This is a genomic window from Flavobacterium daemonense (assembly GCF_007341385.1).
GTDB lineage: Bacteria > Bacteroidota > Bacteroidia > Flavobacteriales > Flavobacteriaceae > Flavobacterium > Flavobacterium daemonense.
In genome coordinates this window covers 122544-141379 of record NZ_VJYD01000006.1, presented here as the reverse complement: position 1 = coordinate 141379, position 18836 = coordinate 122544, and the positions used below count along the sequence as shown (strand labels likewise).

General features: G+C 32.6%; 16 protein-coding genes. 12 read left to right on the top strand and 4 right to left on the bottom strand.

Annotated features, from left to right (window positions below; genetic code table 11):
* The first annotated feature begins 25 nt into the window (after window positions 1–25).
* From FND99_RS09885 to FND99_RS09870, 4 genes are all read left to right on the top strand, one after another.
* Complete coding sequence (locus FND99_RS09885; protein WP_144337827.1) at window positions 26–1207, top strand: thiolase family protein; 1182 nt, start codon at window positions 26–28, stop codon at window positions 1205–1207.
* Window positions 1208–1462: 255 nt separating this feature from the next.
* Window positions 1463–3268 carry an acyl-CoA dehydrogenase family protein gene (locus tag FND99_RS09880; protein WP_144337826.1) on the top strand — a complete coding sequence of 602 codons (1806 nt, stop codon included), beginning with the start codon at window positions 1463–1465 and terminating at the stop codon, window positions 3266–3268.
* 267 nt (window positions 3269–3535) lie between these two features.
* A complete protein-coding gene (locus FND99_RS09875; RefSeq protein ID WP_144337825.1) occupies window positions 3536–4627 on the top strand; it encodes a glycoside hydrolase family 18 protein in 1092 nt (363 codons plus the stop codon).
* Between the two features lie 86 nt (window positions 4628–4713).
* Window positions 4714–7218 carry a mechanosensitive ion channel family protein gene (locus FND99_RS09870; protein WP_144337824.1) on the top strand — a complete coding sequence of 835 codons (2505 nt, stop codon included), beginning with the start codon at window positions 4714–4716 and terminating at the stop codon, window positions 7216–7218.
* A gap of 52 nt (window positions 7219–7270) precedes the next feature.
* Here the strand turns inward: FND99_RS09870 and FND99_RS09865 are convergent, their stop codons facing one another.
* From FND99_RS09865 to FND99_RS09850, 4 genes are all read right to left on the bottom strand, one after another.
* Window positions 7271–7756, bottom strand: coding sequence for a hypothetical protein (locus tag FND99_RS09865; protein WP_144337823.1), 486 nt, complete (start codon window positions 7754–7756; stop codon window positions 7271–7273).
* A gap of 80 nt (window positions 7757–7836) precedes the next feature.
* Window positions 7837–8751, bottom strand: a complete 915-nt coding sequence (locus tag FND99_RS09860) for a transporter (protein WP_144337822.1) — start codon at window positions 8749–8751, stop codon at window positions 7837–7839.
* Between the two features lie 42 nt (window positions 8752–8793).
* Window positions 8794–9318 (bottom strand): DUF4251 domain-containing protein, encoded by a 525-nt coding sequence (locus tag FND99_RS09855; protein WP_144337821.1) that lies wholly within the window; start codon window positions 9316–9318, stop codon window positions 8794–8796.
* Between the two features lie 36 nt (window positions 9319–9354).
* Window positions 9355–9780, bottom strand: a complete 426-nt coding sequence (locus tag FND99_RS09850; protein WP_144337820.1) for an META domain-containing protein — start codon at window positions 9778–9780, stop codon at window positions 9355–9357.
* Window positions 9781–9993: 213 nt separating this feature from the next.
* On the opposite strand from FND99_RS09850, the gene FND99_RS09845 reads away from it, so the two are divergent.
* From FND99_RS09845 to FND99_RS09810, 8 genes are all read left to right on the top strand, one after another.
* A complete protein-coding gene (locus FND99_RS09845; RefSeq protein ID WP_144337819.1) occupies window positions 9994–10521 on the top strand; it encodes a superoxide dismutase family protein in 528 nt (175 codons plus the stop codon).
* 108 nt (window positions 10522–10629) lie between these two features.
* Window positions 10630–11832, top strand: coding sequence for an LETM1-related biofilm-associated protein (locus tag FND99_RS09840; protein ID WP_144337818.1), 1203 nt, complete (start codon window positions 10630–10632; stop codon window positions 11830–11832).
* Between the two features lie 206 nt (window positions 11833–12038).
* Window positions 12039–13106, top strand: a complete 1068-nt coding sequence (locus FND99_RS09835) for a LysM peptidoglycan-binding domain-containing protein (RefSeq protein ID WP_144337817.1) — start codon at window positions 12039–12041, stop codon at window positions 13104–13106.
* A gap of 32 nt (window positions 13107–13138) precedes the next feature.
* Window positions 13139–13627 (top strand): DUF4280 domain-containing protein, encoded by a 489-nt coding sequence (locus FND99_RS09830; protein ID WP_144337816.1) that lies wholly within the window; start codon window positions 13139–13141, stop codon window positions 13625–13627.
* Between the two features lie 11 nt (window positions 13628–13638).
* Window positions 13639–15711: a M23 family metallopeptidase gene (locus tag FND99_RS09825; protein ID WP_144337815.1), complete on the top strand. Its 2073-nt coding sequence runs from the start codon at window positions 13639–13641 to the stop codon at window positions 15709–15711.
* A complete protein-coding gene (locus tag FND99_RS09820; protein WP_144337814.1) occupies window positions 15708–16529 on the top strand; it encodes a hypothetical protein in 822 nt (273 codons plus the stop codon). Before FND99_RS09825 ends, FND99_RS09820 begins: the two co-directional genes overlap by 4 nt.
* 475 nt (window positions 16530–17004) lie before the next feature.
* Window positions 17005–17580: a DUF5991 domain-containing protein gene (locus FND99_RS09815; RefSeq protein WP_144337813.1), complete on the top strand. Its 576-nt coding sequence runs from the start codon at window positions 17005–17007 to the stop codon at window positions 17578–17580.
* A gap of 288 nt (window positions 17581–17868) precedes the next feature.
* Window positions 17869–18825 (top strand): hypothetical protein, encoded by a 957-nt coding sequence (locus FND99_RS09810; protein WP_144337812.1) that lies wholly within the window; start codon window positions 17869–17871, stop codon window positions 18823–18825.
* Window positions 18826–18836 lie beyond the last annotated feature (11 nt).

Sequence of the window (18836 nt, the reverse complement as noted above, 5' to 3'; positions counted from 1 at the left end):
ATAAATCTTAAAAAAACAAAAACAAATGAAAACAGCATATATAGTAAAAGCATATAGAACAGCAGTTGGAAAAGCTCCAAAAGGTGTTTTTAGATTTAAAAGACCTGATGAATTAGCTGCAGAAACCATTCAGTTTATGATGGACGAACTGCCTAATTTCGATAAAAAACGCATCGACGACGTTATGGTAGGAAATGCCATGCCAGAGGCGGAACAAGGTCTTAACGTTGGACGTTTGATCTCTTTAATGGGATTAAAAGTTGAAGATGTTCCTGGAGTTACAGTAAACCGTTACTGTGCGTCTGGATTAGAAACTATCGGAATGGCGACTGCTAAAATCCAATCAGGAATGGCAGATTGTATCATTGCTGGTGGTGCAGAAAGTATGAGTTTTATTCCGATGGGAGGTTACAAACCAACTCCGGATTATAAAGTTGCAGCTGCAGGTCACGAAGATTACTACTGGGGAATGGGTTTGACTGCTGAAGCGGTTGCGAACCAATACAAAATCTCAAGAGAAGATCAGGATGAGTTTGCGTACAACTCTCACATGAAAGCTTTGAAAGCGCAAGCAGAAGGGAAATTTGACAAACAAATCGTTCCGATTACTGTTGAGCAGACTTTCATCAATGAAAATGGTAAAAAAGAAACAAAATCATACGTTGTAAATAAAGACGAAGGACCAAGAGCTGGAACTTCTAAAGAAGCTTTAGCAGGTTTAAGACCCGTTTTTGCTGCTGATGGAAGTGTAACGGCTGGTAACTCTTCTCAAATGAGCGACGGTGCAGCATTCGTTTTAATCATGAGTGAGGACATGGTTAAAGAATTAAATCTTGAGCCAATTGCCAGATTAGTAAATTTCGCTTCATCTGGTGTTGAGCCAAGAATTATGGGTATTGGTCCTGTAAAAGCAATTCCGAAAGCGTTGAAACAAGCGGGATTAACATTAAACGATATTGAGTTAATTGAATTAAACGAGGCTTTCGCTTCACAAGCTTTAGCAGTTACTCGCGAATTGAACATTAACCCAGAAATCGTAAACGTAAACGGTGGAGCAATCGCTTTAGGTCACCCTCTAGGATGTACAGGTGCTAAACTTTCTGTTCAGTTATTCGACGAGATGAAACGCAGAGGTAATAAATACGGAATCGTTTCTATGTGTGTGGGAACTGGGCAAGGAAGCGCTGGTATTTACGAGGTATTATAAGAAAGCATCATTAAGTAAAGTATACGTTCAGTTTGTCATTTCGAGGAAGGAGAAATCACACTAGTAATTCGACAAAGTAACCATCTAGTTTGTCATTCCGAGGAACGAGGAATCTCCGCAAGTAACTCGACAACGATTGACAAACTATGCGGATAATCGTCGCGGAGATTCCTCGTTCCTCGGAATGACAAAAAAGCCGGAAATACTAAATCATAAAAGGTTATAAAATAAAAAACATACAAAAAAACATTAGCAATGGCAGATACAATTCAAAAAAACGTGACTCGTGGTGGTCAGTTTTTAGTAAAAGAAACAAAATGCGAGGATATCTTCACACCAGAAGATTTCTCTGAAGAGCAGTTAATGATGCGTGACTCTGTAAAAGAGTTCGTTGACAAAGAATTATGGGCGCATAAAGATCGTTTTGAGAAAAAAGATTACGCTTATACAGAATCATCTATGCGTAAAGCTGGTGAACTAGGACTTCTTGGAGTTGCAGTTCCAGAAGAATACGGCGGATTAGGAATGGGATTTGTATCTACAATGTTAGTTTGTGACTACATTTCTGGAGCAACAGGTTCGTTCTCAACTGCTTTTGGTGCACACACAGGAATTGGAACTATGCCAATTACTCTTTACGGTACTGAAGAACAAAAGAAAAAATACGTTCCATTATTGGCTTCTGGAGAATGGTTTGGAGCTTATTGCTTAACTGAACCAGGCGCAGGATCTGATGCTAACTCAGGAAAAACAAAAGCGGTTTTATCTGAAGATGGAAAATACTACTCTATCACAGGGCAAAAAATGTGGATTTCGAATGCAGGTTTCTGCAGCGTTTTCATTGTTTTTGCTCGTATTGGAGATGATAAAAACATTACAGGTTTCATCGTAGAAAACGATCCTTCAAATGGAATTTCTATGAATGAAGAAGAGCATAAATTAGGAATCCGTGCTTCATCTACGCGTCAGGTTTTCTTCAACGAAACAAAAGTTCCTGTTGAAAACATGTTATCTGAAAGAGGAAACGGTTTCAAAATTGCAATGAATGCTTTGAACGTTGGTCGTATTAAATTGGCTGCAGCATGTCTTGATGCTCAAAGAAGAGTTACTTCTGGAGCTGTAAAATATGCTAACGAAAGAATTCAGTTCAATACTTCTATTTCATCTTTTGGAGCGATCCGCGCTAAATTAGCTGAAATGGCAACTAATGCTTATGCTGGAGAAAGTGCATCTTACCGTGCTGCAAAAGATATCGAAGACAGAATCGCCGCTCGTGAAGCAGAAGGAACTTCTCATCAAGAAGCTGAATTGAAAGGTGTTGAAGAATATGCTATCGAGTGTTCTATCTTAAAAGTAGCTGTTTCTGAAGACGTTCAATCTTGTTCTGACGAAGGAATTCAAATTTTTGGTGGAATGGGATTCTCTGAAGATACTCCAATGGAAAGTGCTTGGAGAGATGCTCGTATCGCTCGTATTTACGAAGGAACAAACGAAATCAACAGAATGCTTTCGGTTGGTATGTTGATCAAAAAAGCAATGAAAGGTCACGTTGATTTACTTGGACCAGCAATGAAAGTTCAAGAAGAATTAATGGGAATTCCATCTTTTGATACTCCAGATTTCTCTGAATTATTCTCTGAAGAAAAAGGAATTATCGCAAACCTTAAGAAAGTTTTCTTGATGGTTGCAGGAAGCGCTGTTCAAAAATATGGTCCAGAATTAGATGCTCACCAACAATTATTAATGGCAGCTTCTGATATCTTGATCGAAATCTACATGGCTGAAAGTACAATTTTGAGAACTGAAAAATTAGCAAAAGCACAAGGCGAAGATAAAGTTCAGGAGCAAATTGCTATGGCAAAATTATACTTATACAAAGCAGTTGATATCGTAAACTTAAGAGGAAAAGAAGGAATCGCTTCTTTCGCTGAAGGTGACGAACAACGTATGATGTTAATGGGATTAAAACGTTTTACAAAATACACAAACTTGCCAAACGTTGTCGCATTAAGAGAAAAAATCGCAGCAAAATTAGTAGCAGAAGATACTTACTGCTTCTAATATCACAATAGTTTTTAGCTTTTAATTTGTTTAAGCCCGCGCAAGTCCGAAACTGCGCGGGCTTATTTTTTTGTTTTTTTTGAACCATATAAGTAATATAAGTTCATTTAAAAGGAATGTGTTTAGCTGCACCTACCAACTTTGTCAAAGTTTTGAACTTTGACAAAGTTTATTTACTAATATAGTCCCAATCTAAAATGAACTTATATTGCTTATATGGTTTAATCATTTTATATTTAACATTCTAAAAACTTCAAAAAATAAAAAATGAAACAAATTAACCTAATTGCATTTTTATTTCTCTGTATTTTATCCACATCAACTTTTGCTCAGAAAAATAAAAAACTGGACATCATCGCCTATTACACGGGAGATTCCAAATTAATTGACGAATATGAAGTCAATAAACTAAACCAGATTATTTTTAGTTTTTGCCATTTAAAAGATGGAAAACTAAGTGTCGATTCTCCTAAAGATTCTCTAACAATAAAACATTTGGTTTCGCTTAAAGCAAATAATCCGCAGCTAAAAATTATTTTGTCACTTGGCGGTTGGGGTGGCTGCGAACCTTGTTCAGCTGCTTTTTCTACGGCTGAAGGAAGATTGAAATTTGCAAAATCAGTAAAGGAAGTCAGCAACTATTTTAAAGTTGACGGACTAGATTTAGATTGGGAATATCCAGCAATTGAAGGACTTCCAGGACATTTATATCAAGCAGTTGATAAACCTAATTTTACCGAATTGCTAAAAATTCTTCGTTCAACTTTAGGAAAAAAATACGAATTGAGTTTTGCTGCCGGAGGATTTCAGAAATATCTGGATGAATCAATCGATTGGAAAGCCGTTTCGCCATTGGTAAATCGAATCAATATCATGAGTTATGATTTGGTTAATGGATATTCTAAAGTTACAGGACATCATACGCCATTATACAGCACAAATCCGAAAGAAGAATCAACAGACAGAGCGGTTACTTTTTTATTGAAACAAGGAGTTCCGTCTGAAAAATTGATTATTGGCGGTGCTTTTTATACCAGAACATGGAAAAATGTTGAAAACATAAACAATGGTCTTTATCAAGCCGGAGAACATATTCAGGGAACCGACTTTAAAAGCTTTTCAAATGTTTATACCGAAGCTAATGGTTGGAAATATTTTTGGGATGATAAAGCAAAAGCCCCATATTGGTACAACGAAAAAGAAAAAACTTTTGCAACTGGAGACGATCTTACTTCTATAAGAGCAAAAACGGAATATGCGAAAGCCAAAAAACTAGGCGGCATTATGTTTTGGGAACTTGTTCTCGATTCACCGCGAGACGGAATGGTAAATGCGATTTACGAAGTCAAAAACAAATAATCAAGCTTAAAGAGTAACCTGAAAAAAGATTTTTCAGGTTATTTTTTTTGTAGTATTTTTGATATACTTCTCAAAAACAAACTGTTATGGCATTTTATAATATTTTACCAAATATTCGTATTTATAAAAGTGCTAAACTTTCAAAAACGTTTATTTTCTTGTTTTTTATTTTTTTTCAGATTTCTGTCATTTATTCGCAAAAAATTTCTTTGGCCGATTCTACTAAAACGGACAAAAAAAATACGCAAAACAATAAAATTGAAAATCTTTTAAAAGAGGACGAAGAAAAAAGCAATACGCTTTTTAAAGAAAATCAGATAAGCCGAGAACGTGCCGAATTGTTTGATGCCATTTCAAAAAACATTCAAAAAGCAGATCTTACCTTAAAAACCGGAATCGATTATAAAGGTTTTACTTCAGAATTAGACTATGTCATCAAACTGAAAAAAACGGCAATTGACGGGATCATCAAAAACAAAAATGATTTTCAAACGCTCCGAAACATTACCGTAACCTCAATAATGCTGAAAGAACTGCAAACCCGAGTAGAAATTCAGCTTGCAAAAATCAACAAGAACCGACTAGAATTGAGTCAAATGCAAGGCATAATTGACTCTTTATCCATTAAAAAAGCGCTTTTTACGCTACCAAAAGATTCGCTTAGAAAAACCTTGTACTACGAAAGATATTCGCAGATGAATTCGGATGTTTCACAACTCAACAAACGATTTAAAGATGCGTTAGACAGCATTAGCAAACTTCAAATTATAGGAAGCCGATTTAAATTTGACCTTCAAAATGATATTATAGAAACCGATAATATCCGAAAAAATGAATTTCAAAACCTTCTTAATTCTGATGGCGAAATTTTTAATACAAGTGACGGCAGAAATTCTTTTATTGGAGCCTTCTTTTATTCGCTGACGAAAGTATTGATCATTCTGCTGTTTTTTATCACTAACCACTTTAATGCCATTATTTTAATGCTTTTGGCAACTTTATGTTTAATAATCTATCTGTTGTTTTTAAAAAATAAATACATCAAAGAAGATTTATACCATTCTATAAATTTATCAAAACAAATTTTCGTTCATCCGGTCAGCTGCGCGATATTAGTTTCCTTTACCGTTTTTAATTTTCTGTTTATTTTTCCTCCATTTGCTTTTACATCGTTAGTCTGGCTAATATCAGCGATTGCATTAACGATTGTAAACAAGGAGCATTTTTGCAAAAAAGAAAAATGGGTGTGGAAAATTTATGTGCTCCTGATTCTTCTTGGTTTAAATGACAACAATATTTTGATTCATTCTGTCACCGAAGTATATTTCATATTATTTATTGCCGCTGCTTCGGCACTATTCAGCATTTACAATTTAAAAAAGAACCAAGAAATTCTGAATCCTTTTTTTAGATACAGCCTTATTGTGATGATTATCTTAGAACTAGGTTCAATATTTTTCATCTTATTTGACAACAATTATAATTTAGGCAAACTATTGATGATCAACGGAATCATCACTATTCTAATGTATTATCTTTTTACAAATACCTATCGTTTGATTCTAGACATTATTCGATATTCGAATTTTTTAAAAGAATCGAATGAAGGAAAACTTTTGGAAGCAAACGAACTAGAAACCATACATTACAGTCCAATAGTCAACACATTATTTATAATGGGCTGGTTCATTTCGATTGTGAAAAATTCCTATTTTTTTCATGCCATAATAGATCCGATAATTGGCTTTTTTAATGAACAAAGAACTATTGGGGCAATAAATTACTCGTACCAAAGTATTATCATTTTCTTTTTCATCATAATAACTTCGGTCCTAATTGCAAAAATTGTTTCTTTTTTAACGAACAGTTCATCCAATTCAACTGATTCCAACCAGAAAAATAAATTTGGCAGCTGGATTCTTCTGGTTCAAATCGCCATTTTCAGTATTGGAATCAGTCTTGCGTTTATATCTGCCGGAATTCCCGTTGATCGTCTGACGATTATTATCAGTGCTTTGGGAGTTGGAATTGGGTTTGGTCTCCAGACTTTAGTAAACAATTTAGTCAGCGGACTTATTATTGCTTTTGAAAAACCGGTCAATATAAATGACACTATCGAGGTAGGCGGACAAACCGTTAAAATGAAATCTATTGGAATTAGAAGCAGTGTTGTAGCGACTTTTGATGGCGCTGATGTTATTATTCCGAATGGAGATTTATTGAGCCAACATCTAACCAACTGGACATTATCCAACTATAAAAAACGAACTGATATCGCAATTGGAGTTGCTTACGGAACCAATTTAGAAAAAGTCAAAGATTTACTTCATGAAATTCTAGATAGTCATCCGCTGGTTTTGCAAACTCCTGAACCTATAATTTGGATTACAGAATTTAAAGCAAGTTCTATAGATGTTGTCGTAAAATATTGGGTCAACAACATTGGCGATGCAAGCGATGTAAAGAGCGATTTAATTATTGCTATTGATAAAATATTTAGAGAAAATAATATTGAAATTCCTTTACCGCAGCAGGATATTCATATAATACAAACGACGAATACGGACTTTGAGAAAAAACAAAAGCCATAAAAAAACGGCAATAGTCTAATAACTATTGCCGTTTTCTTTTTATGGAAAAAGTTTACTGAACTTTCGTCTTATCTAATTCTCCAATAAACGGAATAGCTTCTAAAATTTCACTTCTGATAATCGTTTGAAGATAAACCTCAAGCTGAATAAATTTAGCCGCATTTATAGCTCCAATTGCCTTTTTTGCCTGATTATATGTTTTCTCATATAATTTCTCATAGGCAATGTGATTTTTTAGTGTTCCTTTTGCTAATTCATCTGCTTTGGCCTCTGTTAAAGTCGAATAATTGGCAGCATAATCATTAATAAGCTGAAACTTTGTTTGTCCCAAAGCTTTTCGTTGTGTTTCATAATCATCATACACTTTTGTAAAAGCAACAGCTTGCGCATCAGACAAGTTCATGTATTGTTTTACTAAATCACTTTTCGATTTTCCATAAAGACTTTGAAGAACCTCTACATCTTCCTTATATGATGATTGGGCATTTGCTGAAAACGCGGCAATAAGGACAATAAAAATAAGACTTAACTTTTTCATAGTTTTAGATTTTAAAATTGTTTCTATTTAATTACGTATTCTAAATTTACTGATTTTAAACACATTACACACTTTTTCCCTTAAAAAAACGAATACTGATAAACTGCAGATAAAGCATAATAATTCAAGCCATTATTGGTGTAGGCACCCACATGATACTGAAATCGCAATGATTGTCCTTTCGCAATTGGGGTTGAAAAAGTTGCTCCTACTCGCCAGTTGTCAATCTGGCTATCGTCTGAAACTCCGTTTGTTACGGTTCTTCCTCCAAAAAACCAATTTGTATTGGCTCCAATCCACATTTGATTTTTAAAATAATAACTCGCATGAGCTTGAAGACTATAGGTAGGTTTTTGTTCTAATTTTTTTCCTAAATAATCATTATTGTTGGTGTAAAACCATACGCCTCCGTACGCTTCGGCATATACATGCGCAAAGCGTTTCGACACACCAATTTCAGGTTTAAAAGCCCAACGATTAGTACCGATATTTACTTGTTTATCTGGATAATATCTTCCCGTTGGAACTGAAGTCACCAAACTCACCCCCAAGATAGTTTTCTGCTCAAATTTTCTAAATTCAGATTTGTCAAGTGCCGGAGAACCCAATAAATTGATTCCGAATCTGACTTTCATATCTGCAAAACCAGTTCTGGAACCTGTAACCAACTGATCACTGATCGTCGCAGATCCATCCATAAAGGTAAATGGCAATGCCACTTGAATACGAGCAAGTTTGTTTGACAAGCCAAAGGTCCTAATGTAATTTACAGCCATATTATGACTTTGAAGTGTAAAGTCCTTAATTGGCAAAGCGGGATCCGTCAGAACATTTCCGTTCATAAAAACATAGCCAGCCGCAACAACGTTTAGTTTTGTTGGTACATTGGCATAAACTCTGGGTTCCAAATCTTGACTATAACTTAAAACAGTAACTAAAAAAAGCGCTGCACACAGGTATTTTTGCAGCAAAACCGAAACGTTTTCTTTTGGCATAAATTAAAGATTTGGCGACACAATAATTAAAATTATAAACTTTTATTTTTTAGCTTCATCTGTTTTTGGCGCTTCTACAACACCGTCATAAGAAATGGGAGCTCTATTATTGCTGTTTACTGATAAGCTGGCATCTCCGTTGGAAAATACGGTCAATAAAAGATCAAAAGTGTCTTTTTCGCCTTTTATCGTACTTCTGACCGTGATTTTTTTCTTGGCTTTATCAATTTTTGTGTTTTCCGGAACTCCCTCAAATTTAATTCCACTATCAGTTCCACCATAACCCACATTATAAGCACGTCCAAAAAACGGTAGATCGCAGGTTGTTTTGGTTTCATTAAATTTCAAAAAATAGGTATTGTAATCAAGATGCAAAAGTCTTCCGCCCTGCGGAGTTGCTTTTTGTGCTTCAAAAACAAAATTCTTAGAATCGATCAATGCTTCGATTTCTTTTTGTTTTTTCAATTCCTGTTCTGCTTTTAGTTCTTTTTTAGTTTTTTCCTGCGCAATAGCGGGAAAGCTTAAAAAGCTGAACAACACTAATAAAAAGGATAATTTAACTGACATAAAATAAAAATTTAAGCGTTAAAAAGTAGTATGATTTTATTTTTTGGTAAATCGCATCATTGCAATATCTCCCGAAATAAAGTTTAGCGTTTTGCCGTCATCGGTAATATCATATGAAGTTATTTTTGGAAGCGTACTCATAAATACTAGTTCGCCTTGACCATCCATGCACATCATTTTTGTAACCGCCATTGGTTGGGTAAAATCAATTTTATTTCCGGTAACATTCAGTTTTCCGGTAAAAGAATTACAGCCGTTGTTTCCAGAAACTTGATTTTCTTTTGTATTAAAATTAATAGTTGGTTTTTTATTTGGGTACAAACCATCAAAAGCAATTCGAGGTCCCGTGATATAATTCAGTTCCCAGTTTCCATCTAATTTTGAAACCGAATCTGTTTTTTGGCATTTGCAGGAAATTAATACCGTAACTAAGAAAACAAGCGTAAAAAAATTCTTCATCATAATGTTAAGCATTAAAAATTAATGAATTAAAAAACAAGACTTGGGAAATTTTTTATTAAAAACCTATACGAATTTAAGCAATATTTTTGGGTTCTGCACTTAAAGCGTTATTTAATACGTTTAATAGTTTTAGATTTTTTTAACTTTTTAAGAATATTTATATCGGCTTTTTTATGTTAAATTTACTTAATATTTAATTTAAAAGCCTCACATATGAAAAAAGCACTTGTTTCTTTCGCTATAATTACAGCTTTAATTATTGGTTGTAAGACAAATACAAAATCAAATGATGCCAAAACTCTGACAGTAAATCTGGAGCCAAAAAGCAACAGCACTGTTTCAGGAACTGCGACTTTTACTGAGAAAAACGGTAAAGTAACGTTTGTGGCAAAAGTATCCGGATTACAGCCGGGCGTTCATGCCATACACATTCATGAAAAATCAGATTGTTCTGCAGCCGACGGAAGTTCTGCAGGAGGACACTGGAATCCTACCTTTAAAAAACACGGAAAATGGGGAGTTGGCGAATATCACAAAGGGGATATTGGAAACTTCACTGCTGATGCAAAAGGAAACGGAACCATTACCTTGACAACTGATGAATGGTGTGTAGGTTGTGGAGATGCCAACAAAGACGTTTTAGGAAAAGGACTTATTGTTCACCAAGGAACGGATGACTTCACGACACAGCCAACTGGAAACGCTGGCGGACGAGTTGCTTGCGCTGGAATCATTAAATAATAAAATTGAATAACCACTATTTTTTCACAAAATCTAGTGGTTATTTCATTTAAAAATGAATTCTAAGACAAGAAAAAAAATTAGCTTTGCAGTCTCAAACTAAAGTTAATGATTAACGCATCGGCATCAGGCTGGATTGATAAGTTTTTTATGGAACAAAAGTTTTCAGAAGCAATTCCTTTTGAGACTACAGATTCCTTTTACTATAAAGTCCGTGAAACTGGTTTTATTTACGGCCATATCATTTCTATAGATTCTCAAATTCCTATTCCGATAAAAGGCTGGTTTAAAACCGAAATTTCTAAAGTTGCCTTATTAAATACCTTATATCATGTTTTTTGTTTAGAAAAAAGAAATTCTGAACCTAATAATTTTATTTCAGAAGCTCTCAAATTCTACAACCAAATGAATCCGGAAGGTTTTAATTTATTTAAAATTTTACTTCCAAAGGACACTCCTTCTCTTTCATTAGAAAACATAATTGATCAGCGAGTTCAGACAAACGACAGTATTATCAGTAAAAACTTTTCGCATTTAGTTACAAATGCTTTGCTGTTTATTGATGTGTTGGCTTTTAGACAATATTTGGAACACGGCGCTATTCCTGACAAATATTTAAAACGTATTGAAGAAACGGTTTTAGGTATTGTTGGTCTTGCGCTAAAGACTAAAACAGTCAAATCGCAACATGATGATTTATTGATAAAACTTTTTGAAGCTTCGATTCGCTATTCTAAATTTTCAAAAGTTACGGTTGAAACTTTAGAAACCTTGTCTTTGGACTATTTCAAAAACACATTAGAGCATTATTACTTGATCGATATGGCCGGAATGGCTTTATGGAGCGACGGCGTTGTTGAAAATGAAGAAGCTTACTTTTTGTATTCGCTAGGTTCGATGATGCATGTTTCTGATGATTTTGTAACCAAAAGCATTGCAACAACGAACTTATTTATTACTACACATAAAAAGAAAATTCCGTATTTCAATTACTCAAATCCGGTGAAGCATTTTTATGATCAAATGACGCACACTGTTGTAAAATTGATCATTAGAAACAAAAACCGACTAGTAAAAGAAATAGTTCAGAGCAAAGAACTAATGGTATTGTTGGCTTATTCTACAACAAGAGATTTGGATGCTAAAGAAAAGAAAAAAGTAAAAAAACAGCTTTTAGATATCTGCAAAACGATTCCGTCCTTGACAATATTTCTACTTCCAGGCGGAAGTTTATTATTGCCGATTTTAATAAAATTTATCCCGACAATGCTTCCGTCAGCATTTAATGAAAATCTTGACGAAAACGAATAAAAAAAATCAAAGTACACCTCTATTGCTTTGATCATCAGGAGCATCTGTTCAGAAATTTAAAAAAGAAAGATTTTATTTACATTTTTTAAAAATTAACTAGGTAAAAAGACTACTTTAGTATTATTATTTCGGTAGGAATAAAACTAGATTATTTTTTTTATCTAGTTTTTTTGAATGATACAAAAACGTTTAAAATCTATTAAAATATGAAATATAGAGGAGAATCTGATGAAGAGTACTATGGCAGGTTTAAAACTTATAGAATAGAAAAAGGAGATACACCGCAAAGTGTAGCGAAAAAACTTGGGATATCTCTTCAAGAACTGAGGCGCTATCACAATATGCATTGTAAACTTGCTGATTTAATTGAAGCAGATTTTAAAGGTTATACAAAGCTTATAATTCTGGCGCCAGAAAAAAGTGAATTAGAATTAGAAGCAGATGAAATAAGAGAGAAAAAACCGAAGAAAGTAGCTTTTGGAAAAGACAATAAATTACCGTTTCAGCCAAGAGGAATCTCAAGAGATTATAGCGTAAAATACACTTATAACATTGGTAATTTAACTGATGCATTAGAAATGGGTGTGAGAGTACGATGGTTAGCTACAGATAATAATAATTATCATTTTTTTGAAATTCGAAAGTCAATTAATCTTTTTATAGATGATAAAGCACCGGATAGACTAATGGATGACATTGGAGTAAAACTGGTTCAGGTTTTATATCCATTGAATATTGTTGTGGATAATGAAGGCAAGTGGATTGATATTCATAATTATGAAGAGATTGTTAGTCGTTGGAAAAACAAAAAGGAAAAGATAGTAGAATACTACAACGGCGGAATAACTCCAAAGTATATTGAACATTGCGAACTTTCATTGGCAAGTTCAGAACAATTATTAAAATCGCTTTATTCAGATCATTTTTTGAGATCTTTTTTTAATGGTATGTATATAAAGCACACGGATGATTTTGTTTGTGAAAGTGAAATTTCATTTCCACTTGAAAGAAATAAAGAATCAAAATTTCAAATACAGCAAAAAGTTGACCCCTATCTAAACGACTCCAACCTGATTAAAGTACAACAAAATGGCGATTATATAAATTTGAATATTCACTCAAATTTGGGATTTGAGCTTTTCGATGGAGATTATAATGCAACATATTTTTTAACTCCTGATTTGTACTTTATTAAAAACATGAATGTAGAATGTAAAATTGATTTTAACAAAGCTATAAAACTGCTAATTGAAGTTGAGGATTTAGAGAAATAAACAACAAATTAAAATAAAAATAGGCGAAAATCATGAGCGGAAAACATGTAGTAGTTCAGGGAGCAAAATTAAAATGCAAATTTAATATTGAGCAGAATACCGATATTTTAAAAGTAAAAACGCAGAATAAACATTTTGCAAATGATAAAGATGCTGAAAAAAAACGTATTGCTACCACAAAAGAAATTGGTCAGACAATGGAAAAAAACACTTTTGGCAAATGTGAAAAGAAGCCAGATGGCAAAGGTGATTATCTGCCATGTCAATGCGTAATTACGGAGTGGACTGGTTTTTACAAGAAAGTAACTTTGAGTAATCAAGGCAAAATTTTAATAGAAACAAGTAAAGCTGGCTGTACCATTGGGGGACCAGATTGTATTACTGTTGATAATCATGGGCAACAGGTCGAACTGGGCAAACAAAATGCAATGAGTGCCAAACCAGATCTGAGCAATCAGATAAATCCGTTGGTCGATATGCGAAAATTCCAGAATAATTTAGTTGGCGATGATATACTTTAAAAATAAATAAGATGTCAGATTTTAAAATAATTGGAAATCCAACACCCAGAGTTGGAGAAAAACAGACCTATTCTATTGCAGAAAATTTTACAATGAATGTCCTGCCTTTTGGCGAAATACATAATCATTCAGAAGTATTTTCGAAAGATGTTCATTGGTCGATTTATCAGCTTATAGGAAATAAGTGGGTGCATAAACCTAAGAATGACAAGGTGGGATCAATTGTAAAATTTAGCTTTTTTGAAGCAACTCTTGATTATGAAGGTATAAGACTGATAGCAAAGTTGGGCAATCAGGAAGCAAAAATGGACATCAAGACTCAAAAAAGTGTCGAGAGAAAAATTGCATATGTTGATTTTTTAGATGCCAACTGGAACAAACCGACTAAACCATTTGCTTACACAGATAAAGTAATTGTTAGAATACATTGTGTAAATTTAGACAAGTGCCGCGGCTCGGTAACATTGTGGGAAGACGACACACCAAAATCGGCACAAAATGGCATCAATAAAAATAATAAAGCTACAACTCTACCCATTTTTATTGAGGACGGAAAGGCAGAAGCACATTTTATACTTACTCCCAGTTTTGCCAAAATGTCAAATGCTCAAGCCGACAAGGGCGGTAGTAACGAAGGCGAATTTCACGAATATTATGTAACGGTAGAAATTTTTAATCAAAAACCTTTTGAAAGCCGTGATATAAATGTTTTAAATCCTGACTACAAAAAATCAGAACCCGAAAAACAAACCCCTGCACAAAAAAAAGGACCGTCAAAAAAGGAAGAAAAAGGAATCGCCAAAACCGAAGATAATCTTCATGATTATTATGAAAAAACGGTTGATGTACGGGCCGAAATACAAAAAATAGGCGACAGCGTTAGAGAAACTCTAAACAAGGCAATGATGATTGATGACTCCGAAGGAAGCAATCCTCAGACAGGTACTTGTGTTTGTAAAGACTATGATTTGATTTGGGGAAATAAAGTTTCATGTGATTTTAGGAAAAAAGTTGTAGAGATTTGTAAGGATTTATGGGCTGTTAATTATTTAGAAATGGCAAATAATTTAATGGCAGTAATGGCTTGGGAAACGGGAGAAACTTTCAGTCCTTCCATAAAAAATCCAAAATCGTCTGCAACTGGGCTTGTTCAATTCATGAAGGATACTGCTGAAAATTTAGGGACTACAACTGAAAAACTGGCTAAAATGACCGCTCTAGAACAATTGGATTATGTAAAAAAATATTTTAAAAATTTAAAAAATAAAAAATTAGAGTTTGTTGATTTTTACTTACAAGTTTTATTTCCAGCTTCTATGGGGAAACCTGACGATCATGTTGTGTTTAGTGAAGACGGAAAAGGTCTTGATAAACATGATAAAAACTATGACCTTAGAATTAGAGCCTATAAAGTAAATGAAGGATTTGATACAAATCCTAAATATGGTAATAATGATGGGATGGTTACAAAAGGAGAAATAAAGAAAGGTATTCAAATTTATATCGAAAAAGGAAAAGAGAATAAAGTAGAAATATTTTCTTGTACTTCTAAGGATGTAACTACAAAAAATAATTGGCATAATCCTGTAAATAATCCGCAATTAAGAGGATGGTATTCTATATGGGCACCAGAAAGAAGTATTCATAGTAACAATATAACTGGTCGTAGTAAAGGTAAACACGATGGAATAGATTTATACGCTCCTGCTGGAACAGATCTATATGCTTGTGTTGATGGTGAAGTAAATGAAATCTATTATTCGGAATCCTATGGCAACTGCATTAATATCAAGGGTAATTACGAGGGAAAAACATTTTGGTTCTTTTATGCTCATTTAAGTGAAACTCTTATAACTGCTAAAGATAAGGAAGGAAATTCTACTAAAGTTAAAGCGGGTGATAAAATTGGAAAATCAGGTAAAACAGGTTCATCTGCAACAGCTTTAAATTCGAATCAAGTTCACTTGCATTTTGAAGTAAGAACTACAAACGCAAGAACTGGTGGAAGAGTTAATCCTTTTGACAACATTAAAGAATTAGATCGTGATGTGATTAAAGAACCTAAAAAAGAAGCTCAACCATGATAAAAAAAATAACAAGTATTGTAATTATATTGTTCTTAATTAGTTGTAAGGGGCAAGAAAAAAATAAGATTATTGATTCAAAAAAGGGAACTTTTTCAAAAAAAGAAGCATGTATTAATAATAGCAACGAAATTTATATTGGAAAGGTTTTTTTTGAAGGAGATGAGCTAAATGATTATGAATGGATAAAATCTGACAAAATTAAGAACGTTGATAGTCTCAGTTACTCAATATATCAAAATAAACAAACAAAATATTACATAATTAGTATCGAAAAAAATTTAAAAAATGAGGATGTAGAAAAATTTAAAATTATTGACACCTTAAATATTAAAAATTGTGTTTCTTCTGATTTGAAAATTAAAGAAAACATATTAACAAGTAAGATAGAGGTTAATGTTTTTTGCAAAAGTAAAATAGTAAAAACTTGGGGATTTAAATCTGTAAATGTCAATGAATCTCAAATTCCATCAAATTGGCTCGGTAATTATCATATGAATATTAATGAAGAGAGTAAAGATTGGAGAGAAATTAAAAGTATTTCAGTTTCTATTACTAAAGATTCAATAGTTTATGAAGCAGCTGGTTATCAACTTTTTGAAAGATATTTATTAAAAATAAAAAAAAACAATAATGCTATTAATCTTTCATTTGATAAAATAATTAATGGCTCTCAAAACGCTGTTTTAGAAAAAACAAAAGATTTTGGAGAAATACTTTATGATGGTAAAAATTATAATTGGATTTGCCCGTACATCGATATTAGTTTTATGAACGGGAAGAAGAATAAATATGTTTTGAAAAAAAATAACTTTTAGATAAAACCCTCAACAGAAAGGGCCGTCAAAAAAGGAAGAAAAAGGAATCCCCCTGCTGGCGCGAGCGTCCCAATAGTGATAAGTTGGTATTTGCTTCTAAGCATCTTAAAAGCTTTATTTGGATTGCGTGCACGAGCGAGACGCTCGCGCCAGCTGGTGATTTAAGAGAATTATACAAAACACACGATGATGATTATACTAAAATTCCACGATAAATTAATACTCATGAATAAGTCTAAAATTTTATTTTTTTTAATTGGTTTGATTTCACTGTTTTCTTGCAAACAAAATGAATATTCGCAAAATAAAAAAAACATTGTAAAAGAAAAAACAGAAAAGAAAAAAAAAAATCGATTCTCTGCGTTTAATTAAAGATACTATAGTATTTGGCGAGTCAACTGAGGGAACGGAAATAAAATTACTTAAAAATTTGTATAGTAGCGATTCTATATTAAAAGTTGAAACTTTTGGCGAAATGGGTAATTCAAATCACACTTTTAGATTTAATAAGAGTCTATTAAACATACAGCATATTATTAATCAATATGAAGAACCGATTTCCATAAATTCAACACCAAAAGTAAGAAGTACTAAAACAGAATCATTGAAATCGAATAATAAGGATGAGCTAATGATTCTCTTTTTTAAATATAAGAGTGTTTTTGTTAAAGCAAAACAAGAACAAATTTTATTAAATCCTAAATGGGTTGGTAATTATTCTTTTACAATAAATGAAGAAAATGATGATTGGAGAGACATGTATAAAGGGACAATTCTAATAAAGCGAAATTCGGTTATTTTTCATGTGGAAGGATATCAAATAGATCAAAACTATGAGCTATTATTTAATGAAGATGGAAATAAACTTAATTTAACTTACAAAAAGTCCTTAGATAATTTTGTAAGTGATGTTTTGAAGAATAATAATGATTTTGGAATTATAACATTTGACGGAAAGGAATACAAATGGAAATGTCCTTATCTTGATATTAGTTTTGCTGATGAGGAAAAGAATATTTATATTCTAAAAAAAGAGAGTAAAAAGATTTAAGATAATAAGCTACCCCTATTGGCGCGAGCGTTCCGCTCGTGATAAGTTGGTATTTGCTTCTAAGCATCTTAAAAGCTTTATTTGGATTGCGTGCACGAGCGAGACGCTCGCGCCAGCTGGTGAAGGTTATCAACGTTATGTTGATTTAACAGACAATAATAACAAAACGACTAATTATTATGGTATTGCTGGATATAATCATTTTAAAGATTTAGTCGTAATGTCAAAGAAAGGAAAAAAGAAAGTTAAAGAAAGAGATGCGGCGATTAAACGATTAAATGAGCTAAAATGAAAACATTCAAAATATTTTTTCTAATTGCAATAAATACCCTAACATTTTTTAATATTTATTCTAATACGGAATTGAGTAAAAAAAAATCAAATTTTGCAATTCATAATAAAGTTATAGATCAACGAATAAAAGGATATTTTAACAATGATAATCTTGACGATTATATAGTTAGAGATTCGAAGAATAACAAATTATATTCTATTTATATAAATAATGGTCAAGGATATGCAAAAAAAATAAATTTCGTAATAACGGAAGATGATTTTGATACTGTTGAAAATCCTATGGAAAATTTATTTATTAGCAATCCTAAAAGAGGGGAAATCTTAATTGGAGCAACTTGCTGTGGTAGTTTTAAATCTACCGAGATGAATTATTATAAATTTTTTGATGAGATTAATAATTGGATTTTGTATAAAACTTCTCTTTCAACTATTGAATCCGATTTTATACCAAAAATTGAACTGAGTTTTTTGGATTACTCTTTTTCAATTGATGGAAAAAAACTAAATAATAAAGAAATAAATGATTACGAATCAATCAAAAGAAAAAAAGAAAATGAAGACTTTTTTAATAATGAATTTAATAAATTAAAAAAAGCAACAGAAAATAATATCATTTCACAAATTAACTCTAATCTTAGTTTTGACGACTTGGCTGAATTGCTTAATACACTTCCAATTAATAAAAACAATATAAACAAATATAATGATTTAGCATATTATACTGGATTATCTAAAGACGGTAAGATTTCTTCAATTTTTTTATTAAAAAATATAATAGAGTACGATTCTAATAGAACGGTAGCATACTTAAATTTAGGAGATGCACAATGGGGTTTTGAACAAAATGAAAATGCTAAAAAATCTTATCTAAAATATATTTCATTAATGAAATCTCAAGGCAAAGATTTAAATAAAATACCTAAAAGAGTCTATGACAGGATAAAATAACCATTGTTTTT

Excerpts from the sequence above, each read along its gene's own strand:
- FND99_RS09860 (WP_144337822.1), bottom strand. The coding sequence starts at position 8,751 with ATGCCAAAAGAAAACGTTTCGGTTTTGCTGCAAAAATACCTGTGTGCA.
- FND99_RS09885 (WP_144337827.1), top strand. The coding sequence starts at position 26 with ATGAAAACAGCATATATAGTAAAAGCATATAGAACAGCAGTTGGAAAA.
- FND99_RS09820 (WP_144337814.1), top strand. The coding sequence starts at position 15,708 with ATGATAAAAAAAATAACAAGTATTGTAATTATATTGTTCTTAATTAGT.
- FND99_RS09865 (WP_144337823.1), bottom strand. The coding sequence starts at position 7,756 with ATGAAAAAGTTAAGTCTTATTTTTATTGTCCTTATTGCCGCGTTTTCA.
- FND99_RS09840 (WP_144337818.1), top strand. The coding sequence starts at position 10,630 with ATGATTAACGCATCGGCATCAGGCTGGATTGATAAGTTTTTTATGGAA.
- FND99_RS09825 (WP_144337815.1), top strand. The coding sequence starts at position 13,639 with ATGTCAGATTTTAAAATAATTGGAAATCCAACACCCAGAGTTGGAGAA.
- FND99_RS09880 (WP_144337826.1), top strand. The coding sequence starts at position 1,463 with ATGGCAGATACAATTCAAAAAAACGTGACTCGTGGTGGTCAGTTTTTA.
- FND99_RS09870 (WP_144337824.1), top strand. The coding sequence starts at position 4,714 with ATGGCATTTTATAATATTTTACCAAATATTCGTATTTATAAAAGTGCT.
- FND99_RS09810 (WP_144337812.1), top strand. The coding sequence starts at position 17,869 with ATGAAAACATTCAAAATATTTTTTCTAATTGCAATAAATACCCTAACA.
- FND99_RS09830 (WP_144337816.1), top strand. The coding sequence starts at position 13,139 with ATGAGCGGAAAACATGTAGTAGTTCAGGGAGCAAAATTAAAATGCAAA.
- FND99_RS09850 (WP_144337820.1), bottom strand. The coding sequence starts at position 9,780 with ATGATGAAGAATTTTTTTACGCTTGTTTTCTTAGTTACGGTATTAATT.
- FND99_RS09875 (WP_144337825.1), top strand. The coding sequence starts at position 3,536 with ATGAAACAAATTAACCTAATTGCATTTTTATTTCTCTGTATTTTATCC.
- FND99_RS09845 (WP_144337819.1), top strand. The coding sequence starts at position 9,994 with ATGAAAAAAGCACTTGTTTCTTTCGCTATAATTACAGCTTTAATTATT.
- FND99_RS09855 (WP_144337821.1), bottom strand. The coding sequence starts at position 9,318 with ATGTCAGTTAAATTATCCTTTTTATTAGTGTTGTTCAGCTTTTTAAGC.
- FND99_RS09815 (WP_144337813.1), top strand. The coding sequence starts at position 17,005 with ATGGGTAATTCAAATCACACTTTTAGATTTAATAAGAGTCTATTAAAC.
- FND99_RS09835 (WP_144337817.1), top strand. The coding sequence starts at position 12,039 with ATGAAATATAGAGGAGAATCTGATGAAGAGTACTATGGCAGGTTTAAA.